This window comes from Hungatella sp. SB206, from assembly GCF_051132295.1.
GTDB classification, from domain to species: Bacteria; Bacillota; Clostridia; order Lachnospirales; family Lachnospiraceae; genus Hungatella; species Hungatella effluvii.
In genome coordinates, this window is sequence record NZ_CP096603.1 from 492,687 (window position 1) to 512,907 (window position 20,221).

At 50.7% G+C, this 20,221-nt stretch carries 15 protein-coding genes and 1 pseudogene; 12 read left to right on the forward strand and 4 right to left on the reverse strand.

The window, feature by feature from the left end:
* Positions 1 to 11 precede the first annotated feature (11 nt).
* Genes M1L66_RS02325 through M1L66_RS02345 form a run of 5 tightly spaced genes read left to right on the forward strand, consistent with a single transcriptional unit; the run spans position 12 to position 6,351 of the window.
* Positions 12 to 1,112 (forward strand): Gfo/Idh/MocA family protein, encoded by a 1,101-nt coding sequence (locus M1L66_RS02325; RefSeq protein WP_187023605.1) that lies wholly within the window; start codon positions 12 to 14, stop codon positions 1,110 to 1,112.
* A gap of 1 nt (position 1,113) precedes the next feature.
* A complete protein-coding gene (locus M1L66_RS02330) occupies positions 1,114 to 2,010 on the forward strand; it encodes a Gfo/Idh/MocA family protein (protein WP_434690556.1) in 897 nt (298 codons plus the stop codon).
* Between the two features lie 20 nt (positions 2,011 to 2,030).
* Complete coding sequence (locus M1L66_RS02335; protein ID WP_187023607.1) at positions 2,031 to 3,101, forward strand: Gfo/Idh/MocA family protein; 1,071 nt, start codon at positions 2,031 to 2,033, stop codon at positions 3,099 to 3,101.
* 29 nt (positions 3,102 to 3,130) lie between these two features.
* Entirely contained in the window at positions 3,131 to 4,816 is a 1,686-nt protein-coding gene (locus tag M1L66_RS02340; protein WP_187023608.1) for a sensor histidine kinase, read from the forward strand.
* Positions 4,813 to 6,351: a response regulator transcription factor gene (locus M1L66_RS02345; protein ID WP_434690558.1), complete on the forward strand. Its 1,539-nt coding sequence runs from the start codon at positions 4,813 to 4,815 to the stop codon at positions 6,349 to 6,351. Before M1L66_RS02340 ends, M1L66_RS02345 begins: the two co-directional genes overlap by 4 nt.
* On the opposite strand, the gene M1L66_RS02350 is transcribed toward M1L66_RS02345, so the two are convergent.
* Positions 6,343 to 7,467, reverse strand: coding sequence for a glycoside hydrolase family 88/105 protein (locus tag M1L66_RS02350; protein ID WP_156832698.1), 1,125 nt, complete (start codon positions 7,465 to 7,467; stop codon positions 6,343 to 6,345). The two genes, M1L66_RS02345 and M1L66_RS02350, sit on opposite strands and share 9 nt — an antisense overlap.
* An 83-nt stretch (positions 7,468 to 7,550) precedes the next feature.
* On the opposite strand from M1L66_RS02350, the gene M1L66_RS02355 reads away from it, so the two are divergent.
* Together M1L66_RS02355 and M1L66_RS02360 are read left to right on the forward strand one after the other, a co-directional pair.
* Positions 7,551 to 8,441 carry a helix-turn-helix transcriptional regulator gene (locus M1L66_RS02355; RefSeq protein WP_187023611.1) on the forward strand — a complete coding sequence of 297 codons (891 nt, stop codon included), beginning with the start codon at positions 7,551 to 7,553 and terminating at the stop codon, positions 8,439 to 8,441.
* A 231-nt stretch (positions 8,442 to 8,672) separates the two neighbouring features.
* On the forward strand, positions 8,673 to 9,434 hold the full coding sequence (locus tag M1L66_RS02360; RefSeq protein WP_434690560.1) for an EFR1 family ferrodoxin: 762 nt from the start codon (positions 8,673 to 8,675) through the stop codon (positions 9,432 to 9,434).
* A gap of 100 nt (positions 9,435 to 9,534) precedes the next feature.
* On the opposite strand, the gene larA is transcribed toward M1L66_RS02360, so the two are convergent.
* The 3 genes and pseudogenes from larA to M1L66_RS02375 form a co-directional block, all read right to left on the reverse strand.
* Positions 9,535 to 10,788, reverse strand: a complete 1,254-nt coding sequence (gene larA, locus M1L66_RS02365; RefSeq protein ID WP_434690561.1) for a nickel-dependent lactate racemase — start codon at positions 10,786 to 10,788, stop codon at positions 9,535 to 9,537.
* A gap of 4 nt (positions 10,789 to 10,792) precedes the next feature.
* Positions 10,793 to 11,881: pseudogene (locus M1L66_RS02370) on the reverse strand (NAD(P)-dependent malic enzyme); the annotation flags it as partial.
* Between the two features lie 229 nt (positions 11,882 to 12,110).
* On the reverse strand, positions 12,111 to 13,001 hold the full coding sequence (locus M1L66_RS02375) for a hypothetical protein (protein WP_434690563.1): 891 nt from the start codon (positions 12,999 to 13,001) through the stop codon (positions 12,111 to 12,113).
* Between the two features lie 408 nt (positions 13,002 to 13,409).
* Between M1L66_RS02375 and M1L66_RS02380 the strand changes: the two genes are divergently transcribed.
* The 5 genes from M1L66_RS02380 to M1L66_RS02400 all read left to right on the forward strand — a co-directional run bounded on the left by M1L66_RS02380 (position 13,410) and on the right by M1L66_RS02400 (position 20,137).
* Entirely contained in the window at positions 13,410 to 14,270 is an 861-nt protein-coding gene (locus M1L66_RS02380; RefSeq protein WP_187023614.1) for a hypothetical protein, read from the forward strand.
* A 26-nt stretch (positions 14,271 to 14,296) separates the two neighbouring features.
* Positions 14,297 to 16,519, forward strand: coding sequence for a DNA topoisomerase III (locus M1L66_RS02385; protein WP_434690566.1), 2,223 nt, complete (start codon positions 14,297 to 14,299; stop codon positions 16,517 to 16,519).
* A gap of 96 nt (positions 16,520 to 16,615) precedes the next feature.
* Positions 16,616 to 17,833: a tryptophan synthase subunit beta gene (trpB, locus tag M1L66_RS02390; RefSeq protein ID WP_434690569.1), complete on the forward strand. Its 1,218-nt coding sequence runs from the start codon at positions 16,616 to 16,618 to the stop codon at positions 17,831 to 17,833.
* A gap of 166 nt (positions 17,834 to 17,999) precedes the next feature.
* Entirely contained in the window at positions 18,000 to 18,974 is a 975-nt protein-coding gene (locus tag M1L66_RS02395) for a LacI family DNA-binding transcriptional regulator (RefSeq protein ID WP_242353118.1), read from the forward strand.
* Between the two features lie 41 nt (positions 18,975 to 19,015).
* Complete coding sequence (locus M1L66_RS02400) at positions 19,016 to 20,137, forward strand: phosphate/phosphite/phosphonate ABC transporter substrate-binding protein (RefSeq protein ID WP_187023617.1); 1,122 nt, start codon at positions 19,016 to 19,018, stop codon at positions 20,135 to 20,137.
* The last annotated feature ends 84 nt before the right edge of the window (positions 20,138 to 20,221 follow it).

Genomic DNA, 20,221 nt, shown 5'->3' on the forward strand with positions numbered 1-20,221 from the left:
AGGAGAAGAAAATGGCTGGATATGGAATCATCGGATGCGGATATGCGGGTGGAATCCACGCGGATAATCTTGCGGGACTGCCGGGGGCGCGGCTGGCAGCGGCCTTTGATCTGGATTATGAGCGCTCGAAGGCGTTTGTGCGGGACACGGGGGCTTATGCGGCCCCGACAATCGAGGAATTGTGCAGCAACAGGGAAGTGGAGGCCGTAATCATCACGACTCCCAATAACAGCCATGTGACTCCTGCCATCCTTGCGGCAGAGGCCGGAAAGCATGTGTTCTGTGAAAAACCTGTGGCATTGAGTTTAAAAGATACGAAAGAGATGCTTGATGCGGCGGAGAAGGCAGGGGTACATTTTTTTGCCGCGCATACAACCAATTTTATCAGGGGTGTCCAGACGGCGAAGGCGCTGCTGGCCGCGGGAGAGATCGGAGAGCTGCTTATGATTGAGGCCGTTCATACGGACTGGGCGGGCCCTCAGAAAACCATAGGCTGGAAACAGATGAAGGAAATCTCCGGAGGTCATCTGTACCACCATATGCATGAGGTGGATTTAATCTGCCAGTTGGGCGGTCTTCCGGCTTCGGTATATGCAAAAGGGAAGAATCTGGTCCATCATGGAGAAGGCTGCGGCGATGAGGAGGATGCCATATTTCTGAATATGGAGCTTCAGGGAGGCGGTTTTGCATCCCTGACGATCGGTTCCGCATTCCGCCTGGGAGATCACTTTGTAAAGCTTCAGGGAAAGACGGGTGGAATTCTGATGGATTTTAAAAATTCCTTTGTCCGCCTGGAAAATGACCGGGGAGAGACACTGTATCCCATGCAGGAAAATGAGGCGGAGGATGAGGAACGCAGGAGTGGGTATCGAAAAAACAGAACGGACGCGGGAAGGGGATTTGGTAAGCCGGGAATGAAGACCTCTTCCTGGATGCGCTCTATATTTTATAAGGAACTGATGTGTTTTGATGAGGCGGTCAGAACCGGGAACACAGCTCCCGGCTGTGAGACCCTGCTGGACGGAAGCGCAGCCTTAAACTGTGTAAAGGTACTGGACGGGGCCAGAGAGTCCATGGCCGTGGGGCTGCCGGTCAGACTGGAGGCGAGATAGTATGAAACTGGGAATCATAGGGCTGGATTCTTCCCATGCGGTTCAGTTTTCAAGAATCCTGAATGGGGAGAGGGAGCCGTTTCATATTGGAGGTCATCCAGTGACCGCAGCGTATCCGGGCCCTGTATCACAGGATTTTGATATGAGCCGGGATCGGATGGGGAATTTTACCAGGGAAGTTGCCGACAATTGGGGAGTAAAATTATATTCATCCATCGCAGAGGTGATGAAAAATTCAGACGCGGTCTTTCTGGAACAGGTCGACGCAAGAAAGCGGCTCCCGCAGTTTCAGGAGATGGTCTGCTTTGGGAAGCCAATCTATGTCGATAAACCGTTTGCGTTAAATACGGCAGACTGCAGAGAGATGTTCAAGCTGGCGGAACAGTATGGAGTACCGGTATTATCCACTTCCTCTCTCCGCTTTGCAGACGGACTTACAGCCGCACTGAAGCAGTGTGAATGGCATTCTGTGATTGGAGCCGATTTCTTCGGCCCCATGCCGTTTACCGCTACGCAGCCGGGGTATTTCTGGTATGGGGTCCACATGGCGGACATGCTTTACAGGACTATGGGGACGGGATGCAGCAAGGTTTCCGTCATCCATACCAGTGAGCATGATATCATCACCGGAGTCTGGAAGGATGGGAGAATCGGAAATATCCGGGGAAACCGATGTGGAAACGGCAACTTCGGAGGAACCATATTCCATGAATCCGGCAGTGTGTTTATCGATGTATCCCAGGACAAGAGAGGGTATTATGAGTGTCTGGTGGAACAGATTATCCGGATGTTCGATACCGGACAGAGTCCCGTTACGAGGCAGGAGATGACAGAGGTGGTCCGTTTTCTGGAGGCCGCAGGTGAGAGCCTCACGACCGGGCGGGAAGTGGTATTATAAATTAAGGAGAGATAAAATAGATGATACGAATAGGTGTTTTGGGCTGCGGCTATTTCGGGGCGGAATTTGCCAGAGCCATAAAGGAGAGGGAGGACGTCCATCTGGCAGCGGTTTACAGTCCCGGAAAGAGTTCGGAGCGGTTAAGCCGGGAGCTGGGCTGCCCGCGGGCTTCCTCTGTCGATGAGATCATGGAAAATGCGGATATCGACGCCGTGATCATTGCCACGCCGAACTATCTGCATCATCAGCATGTACTGGCGGCGGCCGGTGCGGGAAAACACATTTTCTGTGAGAAGCCGTTTGCACTGAACGCAGAGGATGCCGCAGAGATGGTGGAAGCGTGCCGGAAGGCGGAGGTTACGCTGATGGTGGGCCACATCATGCATTTTTATCAGGGAATTGCCAGAGTTAAGGCGATGATTCAGGATGGCTTTTTCGGTGATATACTCACCATGCATATCGAACGTACCGGATGGGAGCGGAAAAAGGCGGAAGTGAGCTGGAAGAAGATGCAGGATAAATCCGGAGGCCATCTATTCCATCATATTCACGAGATTGATATTATGCAGTGGATCATGGGAGTGCCTACGGAGATGTACGCGGTGGGAGGAAATTTGGGGCACCGCGGGGCGGAGTTCGGAGATGAGGACGATGTGCTCCTGCTGACCGCCAGCTTTAACGGAAATGCATTCGCAACGCTTCAGTATGGCTCGGGGTTCCGGGTGGGAAACCATTTTATCCGTATTAACGGTACGAAAGCGGGAGCGGTGATCGATTTTAAGCGCGCCGAAGTCCGTGTGATCAGCGATGCGGGGGAAACGCAGTTTCCGCTGTTTGAGGATGAGAAGAGCGCGAGGGCGATCTGTGAGCTGTTTGCCCGAACCGACGGCGGTATCTCCTACGGATCCCCGGAGGAACGGCCTCCGGAGTATATTCTGGTCTCTCTGAGGGAGGAGCTGGAGCTGTTTCTTCATGTGGTAAGCGGGGGAGAGATACCGGAAGAGAAAAAAGATTTATTTGACGGATCATCGGCGGTTCACTCGGTTATGATTGCGCAGATGGGATGCCGTGTCAGAGGGAGGAAGTCATAAAGGAGAAGGAAAGAGGGCTGCATCATAAGATGATGCAGCTCGTGTGGATTGATATTATTATATTTTTTCTGATCGCGGGGGCCGGCGTGATTCTGTCACAGCGCATCTACCGCCAGGATATGGAGACGGAGACTTCTAATGTATTTGAAGCCTCCTTTTCGAATATAGAAAACACCCTTCATTTTGTCGAAAACATCGCTTTTAACATCATGAATGACAAGACGGTGAAGGAGGCGCTGCGGGCGGTAAACCAGGAGAGGGAGGACCGCTACGCACTGGTAGATGATTTGTATTACCGCCTGATTACCGGATCGCTGGTGGCAAATGACGCAGTCTCCATTATTGTAACAGACTTAGAGGAACGCCAGTACGCGACGGGAAGCCTGGACTACAACCTGACAGAGGAGGAGCAGGAGAAAATCAGGCTTCTCATGGAGGAACGCTCTTCCAGAACGGAGCCGGTGTGGCTGGAACGGGGGAATGGCCAGGAATTGCTCTATGGCCGGGAACTCTATGACACCCCGTTTGGGGGACACCGCCCGCTGGGCATGATACTGATCCGTGTGAATCTGGATAAGATGATGGCGGAGAGCAGGCAGGGAAGCCTTGCGAAGGGCAATATCGTAATTTTTTACCATGAAAATCCCATTTACGCGGGAGACAAGCGAATCTTTGACAGCCCGGAGCTGCTGGATTCTGTGAGAAAAGAAAAAAATGGAGGCTCCGGACGGTATTTCAGGACCGAGGGGGAGTCTGAATTTCCCGGGATTACGTATCTGGGGTATGAGAGATACAAAGAGATGATGACATCGACGAACACGCTGATGATATTCTTTACAGCGGCTATTTTATTCATATTAATTGCGTCATTTTTGGCGACGGCCCGTGTGGTTCATCACATAACGGCTCCTATCGCATTTTTGAGCAGGAAAATGAAAGCGGTGGAGGAAGGGGATTTTTCGGTACAGATTGACAGAGACCTTTTGGATACGGATATAATGGAATTCGAGGAACTGGCGGCTAACTTCAACCTTATGACGGGAGAGATCGGACGGCTGGTGGAAGACAATTACTTAAGGACAATCAAGGAGAAGGAGTACCAGATCAAGGTCCTTCAGGCGCAGATTAATCCCCATTTCCTTTATAATACGCTGGATGCCATTAACTGGCTGGCCATGGACAGCGGGCGGCCTGAGATATCCAGTATGGTTCAGTCTCTGGCGACTCTCTTCCGTGAAGCGACGAAACAGCAGCAGTACCTGATACCGCTGAGGGAAGAACTGACACTTTTATCGTGCTATGTAACGATTCAGAAAATACGGCTGGAGGAACGGTTGGAAGTGGCGTTCACCATTCCGGAAGAGTGTATGGATATGAAGATTCCCAAACTCTCTCTTCAGCCGATTCTGGAAAATTCGGTGAAATACGCGGCTGAGGTTACCATGAAGCCGTGTCTGATCGAAATCAGGGCCAGAAGGAAGGGAAACCGCCTGATTCTCTGCATTTGGGATAACGGGCCGGGGATTCCGGAACAGATACTGGCACAGATCAGAGAGCGGCGGGTGCCTGACAATACGGGAATCGGCCTGTTAAATATAGAGGATCGGATTCAGATGCTGGGAGGAACCGGCAGCGGGTTAAGGATTTATTCAAAAAAAGGGCGGGGAACATGGATTACGCTGTGTATATGCCAGCCAGGAGGTGAAAGCAGTTGAAATACCGGGCACTGATTGTAGACGATGAACGCATCATAGTAAATGGAATTATGAGACTGCCGATCTGGCTTTCTCTGGATATTGAGCCTGTGCCCGCCATGACGGGCCTGCAGGCTCTGGAATTAATGGAGCAGTACCGGTTTGACCTGATCATTACAGACATCCGCATGCCGGAAATGGACGGCCTGGAATTTATCTCTCAGATGAGAAAAGTGTACCCGGACATACCGACAGTGGTTCTGTCCGGCTATGATTCTTTCGCCTATGCGAAGGAGGCTATCCATTACGGTGTTTCTGATTATCTGTTAAAGCCCATTTCCCAGTTGGATTTAAGTGATACAATCACCAGGATTTTTCATGAGATAGAAGAAAAAAAGGAAGCCCGGCAGCAGGATGAGATGCTGCGCGGGACTGTAAAACAGACGATCCGGGATGCCAATGCCCAGCAGCTGGAAAATGGCTTGCTGGGGGGGCCGGACAACGGCCGTCTTGACCGGCTTCTGGGCTCCGGTTATATCTTGGCGGAGTGTATTCCCTGCGAGAGGGAGGAAGAAAATCTGGGAGGTCTCAATATACTCCTGGAAAACATAAAACAGATAGTCCTGGGACCCCGCCGGGACAGCAGGGCAGTCGTCACGCTGTTTATGGGCCACGTTGTATTTGCGGTAAATCAGGAAACAATTGATTTTGGCCTTCTCTTGTCGGGGATCCGGGAGTGGAGTGAAAAAAACGAATACCCATTTTCTGTATCCTGGATTCCGGTCACCCCCAGGGATTGCCTTGCAGACCGCTACAGCCTTCTGACCAGAATCTCCTCATACCGTTTCTACTACGACAAGTTCTGCATCTTATCCGAAGAAGATACGAAATCCGCAGAAGGGGAGCCCTGCTTTGACGCGCTGGAAGAAGCCGTAAAGGACGGAAATGCGGAGCTGGCTCTGACAGAGATGGAAGATGTGATATACGACCTGCGGCGCTTAAACAAGTCTCCGGAAGAAACAAGGACCTACTGTGCCAGACTCTATCTTCTTCTGGCCAAATACACGAATGAACACGTTCGGGAAACCGGAATCGTCAGGCTTTTAATGACGAGTGCCCGCACCGACTTTAACGGTCTGGCGGCCATGCTTCGCCAGCTTTTAACGCAGTGGGAGACCGACAGGTCAGAGAGGAACCAGGCCAGCTTCAGCAGTACCGTGCAAAAGGCCATGCTGTATGTACACGATCATATAAGCGACGAGGGACTCTCCATCGCCGCAGTAGCCGGAACGGTTCTCTTCATCCACCCGGACTATTTCGGCAAGCTCTTCAAGAAAGAAACCGGAATTGCATTTACACGGTACGTCATGGACTTACGTATGGACCGCGCTAAAAAACTGATCGCAGAAAGGCCCGACATCAAGGTCTACGAGCTGTGCGAAGCCACCGGCTTCGGTGATAATCCTCACTACTTCAGCCAGGTCTTCCGTTCCTGCTGCGGATGCACGCCGAGTGAGTATAAGAGGGCGATGGGGAATGTGAAAATATCATTTTAAATTGTCTAACGCCTGAATCAAAGCCAAAATCGTAAGTGATTGTCCATAAGCCATCGGCGCAATCAATATCTTTTTGTAATGTTCCCTGTCAGCCCCCATCCCGGTGCCGCCTGACACGTTCAGTACGGTGCCTTCCTCATCGATATTATTCATGACGGCCCGGACGCCCTTCCAGGCACAGTCCAGATAGGAATCATCGAGGATACCGAGCTTGATTCCCTTTAAGATCCCCGCAGTGATGGCGGCGGAGCCGGAGACCTCCTCGTAGCTGGCCGGATCATCGAGTACGGTATGCCATAATCCTGACTGACTCTGCAGCTTTTTTAACGTACGGACCTGGCTCTTATAAGTGTTTACAATGAATTCCCGGACGCCCGCATCCAGGCTGCCCTTAAACATCTCCAGATACTCCAGAATCCCTGCGGTAAACCAGCTGTTGCCGCGGCACCAGAAGACGCCTCCGAAATTATCGCGCGTATTGAACGTCCAGCCGTGGTAGAAAAGACCGGTTTTCTTGTCGTATAAGTATTTAATATGTAAGAGTACCTGGTGGATGGACTCACTGATCCAGTCCTGGCGGTTGTATTTCTGGCCCATTCGGTTTAAGAAGAGAACGGTCATGAACAGGGTGTCGATCCACATTTCATTTTCATTTAAACGGACGCCCAGGCGGTCGCCGTTGGCGCTGGTCACGTGCTGGAAGCCGCCTTCCTCCGTGCGGGGGAGGCAGCGCATCAGCCAGTCGGCCCAGCTTAAGCAGAGAGACTCAAATTCCGGATCGGGGCAGATTTCGTTTAGCTGTACCAGCGTCAGCAGCGGAGTGGTGGTGTTGATGTTGCGGGACGGAAGGCCCTCGGCCATGTTGCTTTTAAACCAGCTGCATAAGAACTCGCGGTATTCATCCTTTTTTTCAACCATCATGATCTTGTAGAGACCGTATAGGCCGACGCCCTGCGGCCAGTCCCATTCGCTGATTCCGAAATCACGGCGGAAGAAGCCGATGCTTTCGCCCCCGTTCTCCAGTTCTGTTTCATTTTCAGGGCCGCCGAGCGTTAAGAGCTTATTTACGACCAGGTCAAGTTTTCGGGTGATTTCTTCTTTTTTCAGTTCCTGCATGAGTAGGAGACTCCTTTCTTATAGAAAATTAACGGGTTTTATTATATAATGGTTCCAAATGCTGCAGACAGGAGGGACGAGGCATGGAAGCCGTCATCTATTACGCCAGGACCGATGGCATCGAACTGGAACGAATGATACGCAAGGGTCATTTTAATATGCATGGAAAGCATTTCCACAACCAGTATGAGATCTTCTATCTGCTGGAAGGGGAACGGCGTTTCTTCTTTGACAACCGTTCTTATCTGGTAAAAGGCGGATCGCTGATTCTGGTGGATGAAAACTCGATTCATATGACCACGGCGAACAGCGAACAGGAAATCGGCCATGACCGCATTATCCTCTATGTGGAGCGGGATAAAATGAAGGAATTTGACCGGCTGTTCCCGAATCTGAACCTGGTTAAGTTTTTTCACCAGCACTATGGGGTATTTCCGCTGAACGAAAGGCAGCAGAGGGAGTTTATCGACCTCTATACCAGGCTTCAGGATGAATTTGACAGCAGAAAACGAAATTACAGGGCCATGATCGAGACGGAAATTATCCAGTACTTTATTCGTTTTATGCGTGAAAATCATACTCCGGCCATTGAACATACGGATGTGAGCGCGCCTTCCAAATACCAGAATATCTACGCGGTGGCCGACTATATCTCGGAGCACTTTGATGAAACGATAACGCTGGATCTGCTGGCCGACCAGTTTTATATCAGCAAATATTATTTGAGCCGCACCTTTAAGGAAATTACGGGATACGGCATTAGTGAGTATTTGAATATTCACCGCATCAGGGAGGCGAAGAGGCTGCTGGAGGAGACGGATTTGAGCGTGCAGCAGATTGCCCGTAAGCTTGGATACGAGAGTATCACGTATTTTGAGAAGGTGTTCAAAACGTATATGACCATGTCTCCCTTGAAGTATCGAAAAACAATGAATACGGTGACTTATACCAACGGACTGACGAGTGAACCGTAAACGCCGGCCCGTTGTTTAGGCACTTTTTTATCACGGTCAAATTGTAGCATGTATGAAAGATTTTATGTTATCAGATATTGCGGATTCGAGTGGAAAATCAAACTATATTGTGGTCAGGTGCTAGAGCCGCCCGGCACTACGCTTTTTAATCCCTTCTGGATAGGGGAGTGGATTTGTGATATGCTGGAAACGTACAGAAACGGTTGAACGATCGGGATCAGGAGAAAAAGGATGGTTGGGATCTATTTTAGCGGAACGGGTAACTCGAGATACTGTGTGGAGAAATTTTTGGAGGAATATGAACCGCAGGCTGAGGCATTTTCCATCGAGAATGAAAATGCGGCGCTGGAAATAGGGCATCAGGACGAGATTGTTCTGGGCTACCCGGTACAATTCAGCAGCATACCTAAGATTTTAAAGGATTACGTGATTTCCAATCATGAGATCTGGAAGGGCAAAAAAGTCTTTATCATTGCCACTATGGGGCTGTTCAGCGGGGATGGAGCAGGAATTATGGCCAGGCTGCTGAAGAGATACGGCGCCGTTATTACAGGCGGTGTGCATGTGAAGATGCCTGACAGCATTGGCGATGAGAGAGCTTTAAAAAGGCCATTGGAGAAAAACAGGGAGCTGGTAGTGAATGCCGGCAGCAAAATAAAGAAGGCCGCTGCCGCTTTAAAATGCGGGGAACCGCCCCGGGAAGGCCTTGGGGTTCTCTGGCATCTGGCCGGATTGTTTGGGCAGAGGCTGTATTTCTTTTATAAGACAAAGGAATATACTGATAAGATGAAGATAGACGCAGGTCGGTGTATTGGCTGCGGAATGTGTGCCAGCCTGTGCCCTATGGAAAATATTCAGGTAAAGGATAAAACGGCTGTGCCGGGAAAACGGTGTACGATGTGTTACCGCTGTATCAACCAGTGTCCGGTGCAGGCAATCACACTGCTGGGAAAGCGGGTGGTTGAGCAGTGCGATATAAAGAACTATTTGTAGAGGGCATTCGGCTCTAAACACAAAAACGCATAAACATCATAGTTATGCGTTTTTGTGCATTTATATAATTGTTACGGCAAAGGTGGCCAGCAGTAAATACTTACGTATCCCCAACCACCGGAAGCGTAGATCCTCCAAACGGCATAACGAGTACGGAAGCCTCCGCCCCTAATTCCTCAAAGGCCTGATCGACAGCCTCCTGAACGGACGAGAACGGTGTCATAAATATATTTCTGACAAATTCTTCCTCCATGTGAGAGACGAGAAATACCTTCGCATGTTCCAGAACCATGGCGATCGCCGCGGCCTTATGCCCGCCCAGCTGGAAATCGGTCTCGATGCGCTTAATTAAGTCGGAAGGCCGGTCCGCGCGGAGCATCCATTCCTCAAAGACCCGTTCGCCCATACCCTCCCGGCAGGAGCCGACCAGGACGATGATTCCGTTCTCTTTAACCGCGTATTTACCATTTTCCAGGGCTTTCTGGGTCTGATAGAGATTCAGATCCTTTGGAGCGCCTCCCTGGGATACCAGGACGATGTCCGCCTTGCGGCTGATCTCTTTCCGGTAAAAACGGTCCAGAAAACGGCAGCCAGCCCTGTGGGCCGTGATGATATCTCCGCAGACGGAGTAGACGATCTGCTTGGTCTCATCCAGAACCACATTGACAATAAAGTCAACCGGACAGCAGACAAGAGCGTCCTCCAAGTCCTTCCGGAGGGAATTGCCTTCCAGCTTGCCGGCGCACGCATCGGGTCTGACCATGCGGGAGTGGTTGGCCTGGATCGCCGCCCTTGTGGAGACTCCCGGCATGATAGCCTTTGCTCCGCCGGAATATCCGGCGAAATAGTGGTATTCGATGTTGCCCAGACAGATACGGCAGTCCGCCTCTGCCACAGGACGGCAGATGTCTACGGGAGTGCCGCCGGGAGTGGTGCCCATGTGAACGAAATCAAATTCCGAGGAATCGACACAGCGCACCTGGCGGTAGACGGATTCCCCGACGAGATGGAGCTTTTCTTCCTCTGTCTGTGTCCGGTGGCTGCCGAGGGCAAATACGATGGTTATCGATTCCGGTTTAACCCCGGCTGCATACACGCGTTCCAACAGCTGCGGGAGAACGACGTGAGAGGGCATGGGGCGTGTGATATCGCTTGTTACAATGACAATTCTTTCCTTTCCTTTTACAATCTCCTCCAGGGAACGTGTTCCGATCGGATGGGAGAGTGAACGATTCACTTCCTCCGCCCCGGTGGTGGTGACGGTTACTTCATTGGGATAGAGAATTCCGTCTACGTTTTTATCAGGCAGCTCCACAATCTGTGGGGTGGTGCCGAAGCCTATTTCCAGTTTCATACAATCAGTTCCTCACTTTGCGTGCGACTTCGCTGCGGACCGCCGCTTCTCCTACGGCTCTGGCGACGGCAGCGCTGACTCTTTTATCCAGTGGATTCGGAATAATACAGTCACGAGACAGCTCTTCATCGGTTACCAGACCGGCGATAGCCGCTGCGGCAGCTATTTTCATATCCTCGTTGATATCGGAAGCACTGACGTCCAGCGCTCCGCGAAAGATTCCCGGGAAGGCTAAAAGGTTGTTGATCTGATTCGGAAAATCGGAGCGTCCGGTGGCAACAACACGGGCGCCGCCGGCTTTCGCCTCGTCCGGCATAATTTCGGGAACCGGGTTAGCCATGGCAAATACGATAGAATCCGGTGCCATGGTGGAGATCATGGCCGATGTTGCAATCCCGGGGGCCGATACTCCGACGAAGATATCTTTGTCTTTGATAATTGTCTCCAGCGGACCGCGTTCCTGGCGCGGATTGGTGACAGCGGCCATCTCCTGCTGGGCCGGATTCATAAAGGACTCTCCGGGGGCCAGCGCCCCGCATTTGTCCGTCATCACGATGTCACGGAAGCCGTGAGACATGAGGAGGCGGCAGATGGAGATTCCGGCAGACCCGGCGCCGCTGATCACGACCCGAGCAGTCTCTTTCTTCTTTCCGGTCAGCTTTAATGCGTTGATGAGACCTGCCAGCACGACGATGGCCGTCCCATGCTGATCGTCGTGGAAGACAGGGATGGAAAGCCGCTCTTTCAGTCTTCGTTCAATTTCGAAACACCTGGGGGCGGAAATGTCCTCCAGATTGATGCCGCCAAAGGTGGGGGCCATGCATTCCACGGTCCGGATGATCTCATCCACGTCCTTTGCAGCCAGACAGATGGGAAATGCATTGACTCCGGCAAATTCCCGGAACAGGATGCATTTACCCTCCATGACAGGCATGGCGGCTTCTGGGCCGATATCACCGAGGCCAAGTACCGCGGTTCCGTCTGTGACGACGGCTACTAAGTTTCCGCGGCCGGTGAGTTCATAACTCTCCTCAGGATTACGGTGGATCTCCACGCAGGGCTGGGCGACTCCCGGCGTATAGGCCAGCGATAAAATTCTCCATGATTATTAATCTGACAAAGGGCGAGATCCTGTTCTGCAAGGGAAATCCCTGTGAGTTGGAGTATGAGAAGTATCGGATATAGGTCAGAGAAGTGTCCGGATCTATGCAAAAGCGTATGACTTTTGGCGGCAGAGAGAGCCTTAGTGGTTCTTTCTGCCGCTGTTTTTTTCGGTGAGATTATTTTATGCAGTCGTGATATCAAGGCGGCCTTTTAAGGAATCAGACAGAGGTCCGGCTCCAGAATTCTTCCATATATCTGACTGCGGCGGGGGAGTCCAGTTCCAGCTTTTCAATCAGCTTTTTACGGGTATCATCATAGGAAAATCCTGTTTCCCGACAAATGGAAATCAGAGCGCCGGCGCCTCTTTCTATGCCCTTTTCAAATCCATCTTTCACCAGCATTTCACCTAATGGTGTCATGAATAGCACCTCCTTTACCTGGTTTAAATCGTCTTTTGACAGAAACTTGTTTGCAAGTGTATACAGGACTGCCTGCATCTTTTTTAAATCTGTCTCTGATATAGCGCCGGATTTAGTGATCAGCTGATTTGCCAGAATAATCCGGTCTTTTTGATTCGTGGTACCAGACATCAATGTGGTGAGCAGCAGGGGGACAAGATCAGAATGTTCCAGCTTTTCTCCGCTTTTCTGCTTTTCAAACAGCCTGGCAAGTAATTCATCCGCGTCTTTGTCTTTCAGACGAATCGGGATGATCCGGTAGGTGTTGTGTCCGGTCTTTAATTCTGACAAGATTTCCTTTACGGTTGATGAACAGATCACGTAAGTCGTGATATCGACGTGACAGATATACGCGGTGACTGCTTCATAACTGCGAAAGCGGCGCAGATCCTCCTCCTTGATACTGTCGCTCTCAAACTCCAGATGAATCCAGCTTTGGTCAGGCTTAATGAAGTTAAAGTCTTCATATAGCTGCTTCGCTTCCAGATGGACAAATTCCGTTTGGCCGACTGTTACCGGTTCCGCAGTGATTTTTAAGTATGACAGCAGTTCATCTCCGAAAAACTGCATAGCGCTCTTTAAGACAAGATCTTCCGCCGGAAAGTTGTCCGGTATATCTTTGGAGCCGCCTGCATCATTCGTATTGCTCATATAGCCTCCGTTTCCAGCTATATAAGAACCTATCTCCATTATAATGTTTTTTTCAAAAACAGACAATAGCCCTGCTTATTTTTTGGTGTTATTTACATTGATTTTTGGTAAATGGGGATTCTTAAGTCCGAACGGACGTAGAATGCCAGATGAATTGGGCAGAAAGGAATGCGGACAGAAACCGGATTCCTGTGGCGATAGCTTCTTATAAAGGCTATCATCGGTTTTGTGATAGTAGTATAACATGGACAGGCGGCCTGGGACAAGCTGTTTTCCATCATTTTTAAAGGGCTGAAATTGTCTGGAATTTATGTTATACTGGTACGAGAACTGGCTGTCCGGCACAGTGAGACGTTGAGACTCCAGATGGCACAGGAATAAAGCGGAATTCTTTTAGGAGGTAAATGCATGAAGTGGAAGCGAATTCTTCTATGTACGCTGTTTACCGGGGCTCTGACAGCAAGTGAAGCAAGCGCTGTGCTGGCGAATGGAGACTGGAACAGGACAGAACAGGGAGTTCAATATCTGCAGGACAATGGTGAGCCGACGATCAATTCATGGGTTGAGGTGCAGGGAGAATGGTACTATTTAAATCGGGATGGCTATATGGATACCGGCTGGCTGTGGGATCAATGCCTATGGTATTATCTGGAACCGGATGGGCATATGCTGCGAAATACCCGGAAGGTATTCCATGGAACCAGTTATGATTTTGATGCTTCCGGTGCATGCAGTCAGACAAAAGAACCCGGTGTAGAGGAATCTGCCCTTTCTCCAGCTGCATATTTAAACGAAAGCGGAAGTATATTTACAAACGAATGGGCTGATTATCAAATCACCTTTCCGGGAGGCCACGCTGAATGGTCCATTCGGGATTGGGACAGAAGTCAGAATTATTTAGATTTTGTTGTGGATTCCAGAAGCAATTTCAGTATGGAGCAGGGGAAAAGCCTGGCCCATTTGATGATATGTTATGAGGATACCGAGTCCCCATCTTCTGATTATTACGGCTACACTCCGAAAACCTGTTTAGAGGAGATGAGCCGGCAGATCATGGCCGGCGGGACTCCTTCCACCATAACGGAGAGTGTAATGCTGGGCGGATACTCCTATATAAAGCTATCCTTGTCGGCCGATGTTAACGAGGATATCTATTGCAGGGAGATCGGATCTCACCTCATGTTTCTGATTGCTCTTTACAGCGATGGCAGAAGTGAATCCATCACAGAGATATTAAACAGCATGCAAAAAGTGGACAACCGGCAGTAAACGGGGTCAGGAAGGAAATAAACAAAATGAAATCTTTAGTAATAGCAGAAAAACCGTCGGTGGCGCGTGATATTGCCAGGGTCCTTCGCTGCGGAAGGAATCAAAACGGCGCGCTGGAGGGCGATCAATATATTGTAACCTGGGGGCTGGGGCATCTGGTGACGCTGGCGGACCCGGAAGATTACGACCCGAAGTATAAGACGTGGAAGATGGAAGACCTTCCCATGATGCCGGAGCAGTTTAAGCTGGAAGTGATCAAACAGACGGGAAAACAGTTCAGTGCGGTCAAGGCGCAGCTTCAGAGGAAGGATGTGGGCGAGATCATTATCGCCACAGATGCAGGCCGGGAGGGGGAACTGGTGGCCAGGCTGATCCTGGAGAAAACCGGATGCCGGAAGCCGATCAAGCGACTCTGGATTTCGTCTGTCACGGACAAGGCCATTAAGGACGGATTTGCGAAGCTGAAAAACGGCCATGAATACGACAATCTCTATGATGCCGCCATGTGCCGGGCGGAAGCAGACTGGCTGGTGGGAATCAATGCTACCAGAGCTCTGACCTGCAAGTACAATGCGCAGCTGTCCTGCGGCCGTGTTCAGACTCCGACCCTTGCAATTATCGCCAGCCGGGAGGAGGAGATTAAGAATTTTGTGCCGAAGCCCTATTACGGAATCGCGGCAAAGAGCCAGACACCACCGCTCATACTGACGTGGCGCGACGAAAAGTCAAAGAGCTTCCGCTCCTTTGATAAGGAACGGGTGGAAGGAATTATGAAGAAGATCGAGGCTGGCAGCGGCCAGGGGCTTGTAACCGAGGTAAAGCGTATTCCGAAGAAGACGTATGCACCGCAGCTCTATGATCTGACAGAGCTTCAGCGGGAGGCAAACCGGAAGTTCAATTATTCGGCCAAGGAAACGCTCAATATCATGCAGCGGCTTTACGAAAATCACAAGGTCCTGACGTATCCCAGAACGGATTCCAGATACTTGAGCTCGGATATCGTACCGTCAATCAAGGAGCGCCTGGAGGCCTGCGGCGTGGGCCCGTACCGGAAACTGGCCGGGCGCCTGATGAATCAGAAGATTGTGGCTAAGCCGTCTTTTGTGGATGATAAGAAGGTATCGGACCACCATGCCATCATACCGACGGAGCAGTTCGTACAGCTGGACCATATGACTGTGGAGGAACGCAAAATCTATGACCTCGTGGTGCGAAGATTCATCGCCGTTCTCTATCCGCCTTTCGAGTACGAGCAGACGGAGCTTACGGTAGAACTGGCCGGTGAAAATTTTGCCGCAAAGGGCAGGATTGTAAAGAGCGCCGGATGGCGGGAGGTCTATGAGGGGCAGGAGGACGACGAGGATGACGGGGAGGATTCGGAGCGGCAGGAGATACGCGCGCAGAAACTTCCGGATGTAAAGAGAGGGGACAGGATTCCGAAGCTTTCCGTCACAATGACGGAAGGAAAGACGAAGCCGCCGGCTCCATTTAACGAGGCGACACTGCTTTCTGCTATGGAAAATCCCACCGCCTATATGGAATCGAAGGATAAAGCTATGGCGAAGACGCTGGGAGAGACAGGCGGTCTGGGTACCGTCGCCACCAGAGCAGATATTATTGAGAAACTGTTTTCCAGCTTCTTGCTGGAGAAACGGGGGAAGGACATCTGCCTGACCTCTAAGGCGAAACAGCTTCTCACCCTGGTTCCGGAGGATTTGAGAAAACCGGAACTGACTGCTGACTGGGAGATGCGGCTGTCGAAAATTGCGGATGGAAAGCTGAAGCGTGCCGCCTTTATGAAGGATATCCGCTCCTATTCCAATGAATTGATCTCCCAGATTAAAAGCGGAGAGGGCCAGTTCCGCCACGATAATGTGACAAATACAAAATGCCCTGTCTGCGGCAAACGGATGCTTCTCGTAAAAGGGAAGAACAGCGAGATGCTGGTGTGTCAGGACAGGGAGTGCGGCCACAGGGAAACCGTAGCCAGAACCAGCAACGCACGCTGCCCGGTCTGCCATAAGAAGATGGAGCTGCGCGGAAAAGGAGACAGTCAGATCTTTGTATGCAAATGTGGTTATAAGGAAAAACTGTCATCCTTCAAGGACCGCCGGGCCAAGGAAGGCGCAGGCGTATCGAAAAAGGACGTGGCCAAATATTTAAACCAGCAGAAGAAGGAGGCGGAGGCGCCGATCAACTCAGCGTTTGCGGATGCGTTTGCAAAATTAAATTTGGATAAGAAGAAATAATGGAATAGTAACGCCGCAAGTCTTTCAAGCGCCCCCTATTTATGCTATACTGTAAACACTTAGCGGCTAACAAAAACAGTTATAAAGGAGAAGGATATGGATTACAGGACATATTTGAAGAACTACCCGGACAAAGACGGGCGTTTTGGCCCTTATGGAGGCGCTTATTTAACGGATGAACTGATCCCGGCTTTTGAGGAGATTGCAGACGCATACCAGACGATCTGCCACTCCTCCCAGTTTATCAACGAACTGCGGAGAATCAGGAAGGAGTTCCAGGGCAGGCCGACGCCGGTCTACCACTGCGAACGTCTCTCCAAAAGCATCGGCAACTGCCAGATCTATTTAAAGAGAGAGGACTTAAACCACACAGGGGCTCATAAGTTAAACCATTGCATGGGCGAGGGACTTCTGGCGAAGTTCATGGGAAAGAAGCGTCTGATCGCGGAGACAGGAGCTGGCCAGCACGGCGTGGCTTTAGCCACGGCTGCGGCTTTCTTTGGCCTGGAGTGCGAGATTCATATGGGGGAAGTCGACATTGCGAAGCAGGCTCCCAATGTGACGAGAATGAAGATTCTGGGCGCCAAGGTGGTGCCTGTGACACACGGTCTCAAGACCTTAAAGGAAGCAGTTGATTCCGCTTTCGAATCGTATGCGAAGAATTATAAGGACTCGATCTACTGTATCGGTTCCGCGCTGGGCCCGCATCCATTCCCGTTGATGGTGCGTGATTTCCAGTCAGTCGTGGGATACGAGGCGAGAGACCAGTTTTATGAGATGACAGGGATGTTCCCGGACGAGGTGTGCGCCTGTGTCGGCGGCGGAAGCAACTCCATCGGTATGTTCATTCCGTTCCTGGATGATCCTGTGGACATCACCGGCGTGGAGCCTTTAGGCAGAGGCGAGAAGTTAGGCGACCACGCGGCTTCCATGAAATTTGGAGAAAAGGGCATCATGCATGGCTTTGAGAGCATCATGCTGAAGGATGAGAACGGAGAACCGGCGCCGGTATATTCCATTGCCAGTGGTCTGGACTACCCGTCGGTAGGACCGGAGCACGCATTTTTACATGACCTGGGCCGTGTGAAATACGAGACAGTCAGCGACGAGCAGGCCATGAAAGCTTTCTTCAAGCTGTCCCGCTACGAGGGAATCATCCCCGCGATTGAGAGCTCCCACGCCGTGGCATACGCGATGCGCAGGGCGAAGGAGATGAGACAGGGTTCGATCCTGGTGTGCTTAAGCGGCAGAGGCGATAAGGATATTGACTATGTGGTGGAACATTATGGATATGGCGATCAGTTTTTAGACTAACTGTGAGACTGCCACGTACAGTGAGGGGAGGCCGGTAAACGGTCTCCCTTTTCGATTTGTAAAGGACGCTTTATTTCTTAGTAAAATTTCAGTAAATATTTACTATTTTCATTGACTCTGGAAGATAATGGAACTATAATAAAATTGAAAGGTGAGGATATAAAACATGGCTACAATTAAAGAAATTTCTCAGCTGGCGAGCGTCTCGAGTACGACGGTATCACGTGTGCTGAATCAGGATGACACCATTGTGGTAAGTCCTGAAGTAAGAAAGAAGATATTTAAAATTGCCCACGAATTAAACTATGTCCCACCCAGAATGCGGCATGCGCAGAAAGAAAAGGAAATTGTCATAGGAGTTGCGGATTGGCACATCATCAGGAAGGACAGGCCGAATATCCGGATTTCTTCTCTGGACTGCATTGCAAAGACCATGGCGGAAAAGACCGACGTGAAGTTTGTACGTATGGACAAGGCGGCACCGTCACATTACGACGGAATCATCGCCTTTGGTGTCTTCTCCGAGTCGGAGATGGAGAGTCTGCGGATGCAGAGCTTTGCCATCGTGTTTATTAATTCGGATCCCAAAGACTACGAATACGACTGTATCGTCATGGACTTTACAAAGGGAATTCGGGAGATGCTTTACTATCTTCTGGACAGAAAGCAGTACCGGAGTGTCGGATACATAGGCGGACTTTATGAAGAGGGAGACTTGCGCATCGGTTACCGGAGACTGGAGGGCTTGAGAGAGACCTTCCGGGAGCGGGGCTGTTACGATGAGAATCACTTCTTTATCGGGGAGTTCAGCCGGGAGGGCGGATACGAGCTTGCAAGACAGGCGGCAGCGTCGGGGCATTTGCCGGAAGCGGTGCTTTTAGGCAGCGACGAGGTGGCCGAAGGGGTGCTGGAGGCATTTTTTGATGCGGGGCTCCGGGTACCCAAGGATGTGGCCGTGGTGATCTACAAGGATATCGAGACACTGGAATCCCAGTGGCCGACGTACACCAAGGTTCGTATGTTTCCGGAGATTGTCTGGCAGACAGCGATCAAACTTCTCCTGGAACAGATCCAGGGCGGACGCAGCGACAACATGACAATTTATCTTCCCACCAAGCTAGAGGTTGGCGACAGCGCATAACGGTAACCCCAGAGAAGATGGATCAGGTAAAGGAGAGCGTTATGAAAAAATCAGTTTCTGTAATGATGGCAATTGCACTGTGTGCAGCAATGGTCAGCGGATGTTCAGGATCCGGCGGACAGAAGGATACCGCAGCGGACACGAAGGCTGCTGTGGAGACGACCGCTTCCGGAGCATCGGAGAAAGCGACTGAAGAACAGACGGCCGCTGCGGAAAACAAGAAGATTGACAAACTGAACGTATACTTCGTTCCTTCCAGAGAACCGGAAGAGATTGTAACGGCAACAGAACCATTAAAGGATATGTTAAAGGCAGAACTCGCTAAGGAAGGGTATGATATCGGCGAGGTGGTTATCACAGTAGGTACCAGCTATGAGGCGGTAGGCGAGGCACTCTCCGCTGGAACGGCGGACATTGGATTGATTCCAGGCGGTACCTATGTGCTTTACGACGATGGTGCCGATGTAATCCTGACAGCAACCCGTGACGGACTGAGCAAGAATTCCGACAGCGCCAAGGACTGGAATGACGGTAAGGCGACGGAGCCGACAGACCAGCAGGTTACTTCCTACCGTGCGCTGATGATCGCAGGACCATCTGAAAAAGGGCAGGAGCTGGCAAAGAAGGTTAACAGCGGAGAAGCGCTGACCTTTGATGATTTAAGCAGCGCAAACTGGAGCGTGATGTCTTCCTCATCACCGGCCGGATACATCTATCCGTCTTTATGGCTTCAGGAGAACTTTGAGAAGAACATTCTGGATCTTGGACATGCGGTTCAGTCCGATTCTTACGGCAGCGCATTTGCAAGACTGGCTTCCGGACAGGTGGATGTCCTCTGTACATACGCAGATGCCCGCAGAGACTATGAAGAAAAGTGGAATTCCGAGTATGGAAGAAGCGGATCGATCTGGGAAGAGACGAATGTGATCGGTGTAACTCCTCCAATCTATAATGATACAGTCAGCGTAAGCAAGACTTCCAAGATTATGGATGACGCCTTTAAGACAGCCATTCAGAATGCCTTTATCAACATTGGAAAGACAGAAGAGGGCAAGAAGGTAATCGCCATTTACAGCCATATGGGATATGAGCCTGCACAGTCTTCCGATTACGATAATGAGCGCGCAGCACAGAAGATGATTCAGGAATTAAATGCCAAATAAGCGATAAGCACGATTATTAAGGAGGCACCGTAAAGAAATATGGTTTACGGCGCCTCCTTTTGGGTTTCCATGAGAAAATACTAA

Coding starts and splice junctions, on each gene's coding strand:
- M1L66_RS02325 (WP_187023605.1), top strand. CDS start 12: ATGGCTGGATATGGAATCATCGGATGCGGATATGCGGGTGGAATCCAC.
- M1L66_RS02330 (WP_434690556.1), top strand. CDS start 1,114: ATGAAACTGGGAATCATAGGGCTGGATTCTTCCCATGCGGTTCAGTTT.
- M1L66_RS02335 (WP_187023607.1), top strand. CDS start 2,031: ATGATACGAATAGGTGTTTTGGGCTGCGGCTATTTCGGGGCGGAATTT.
- M1L66_RS02340 (WP_187023608.1), top strand. CDS start 3,131: ATGATGCAGCTCGTGTGGATTGATATTATTATATTTTTTCTGATCGCG.
- M1L66_RS02350 (WP_156832698.1), bottom strand. CDS start 7,467: ATGCAGGAACTGAAAAAAGAAGAAATCACCCGAAAACTTGACCTGGTC.
- M1L66_RS02355 (WP_187023611.1), top strand. CDS start 7,551: ATGGAAGCCGTCATCTATTACGCCAGGACCGATGGCATCGAACTGGAA.
- M1L66_RS02360 (WP_434690560.1), top strand. CDS start 8,673: ATGGTTGGGATCTATTTTAGCGGAACGGGTAACTCGAGATACTGTGTG.
- larA (WP_434690561.1), bottom strand. CDS start 10,788: ATGAAACTGGAAATAGGCTTCGGCACCACCCCACAGATTGTGGAGCTG.
- M1L66_RS02375 (WP_434690563.1), bottom strand. CDS start 13,001: ATGAGCAATACGAATGATGCAGGCGGCTCCAAAGATATACCGGACAAC.
- M1L66_RS02380 (WP_187023614.1), top strand. CDS start 13,410: ATGAAGTGGAAGCGAATTCTTCTATGTACGCTGTTTACCGGGGCTCTG.
- M1L66_RS02385 (WP_434690566.1), top strand. CDS start 14,297: ATGAAATCTTTAGTAATAGCAGAAAAACCGTCGGTGGCGCGTGATATT.
- trpB (WP_434690569.1), top strand. CDS start 16,616: ATGGATTACAGGACATATTTGAAGAACTACCCGGACAAAGACGGGCGT.
- M1L66_RS02395 (WP_242353118.1), top strand. CDS start 18,000: ATGGCTACAATTAAAGAAATTTCTCAGCTGGCGAGCGTCTCGAGTACG.
- M1L66_RS02400 (WP_187023617.1), top strand. CDS start 19,016: ATGAAAAAATCAGTTTCTGTAATGATGGCAATTGCACTGTGTGCAGCA.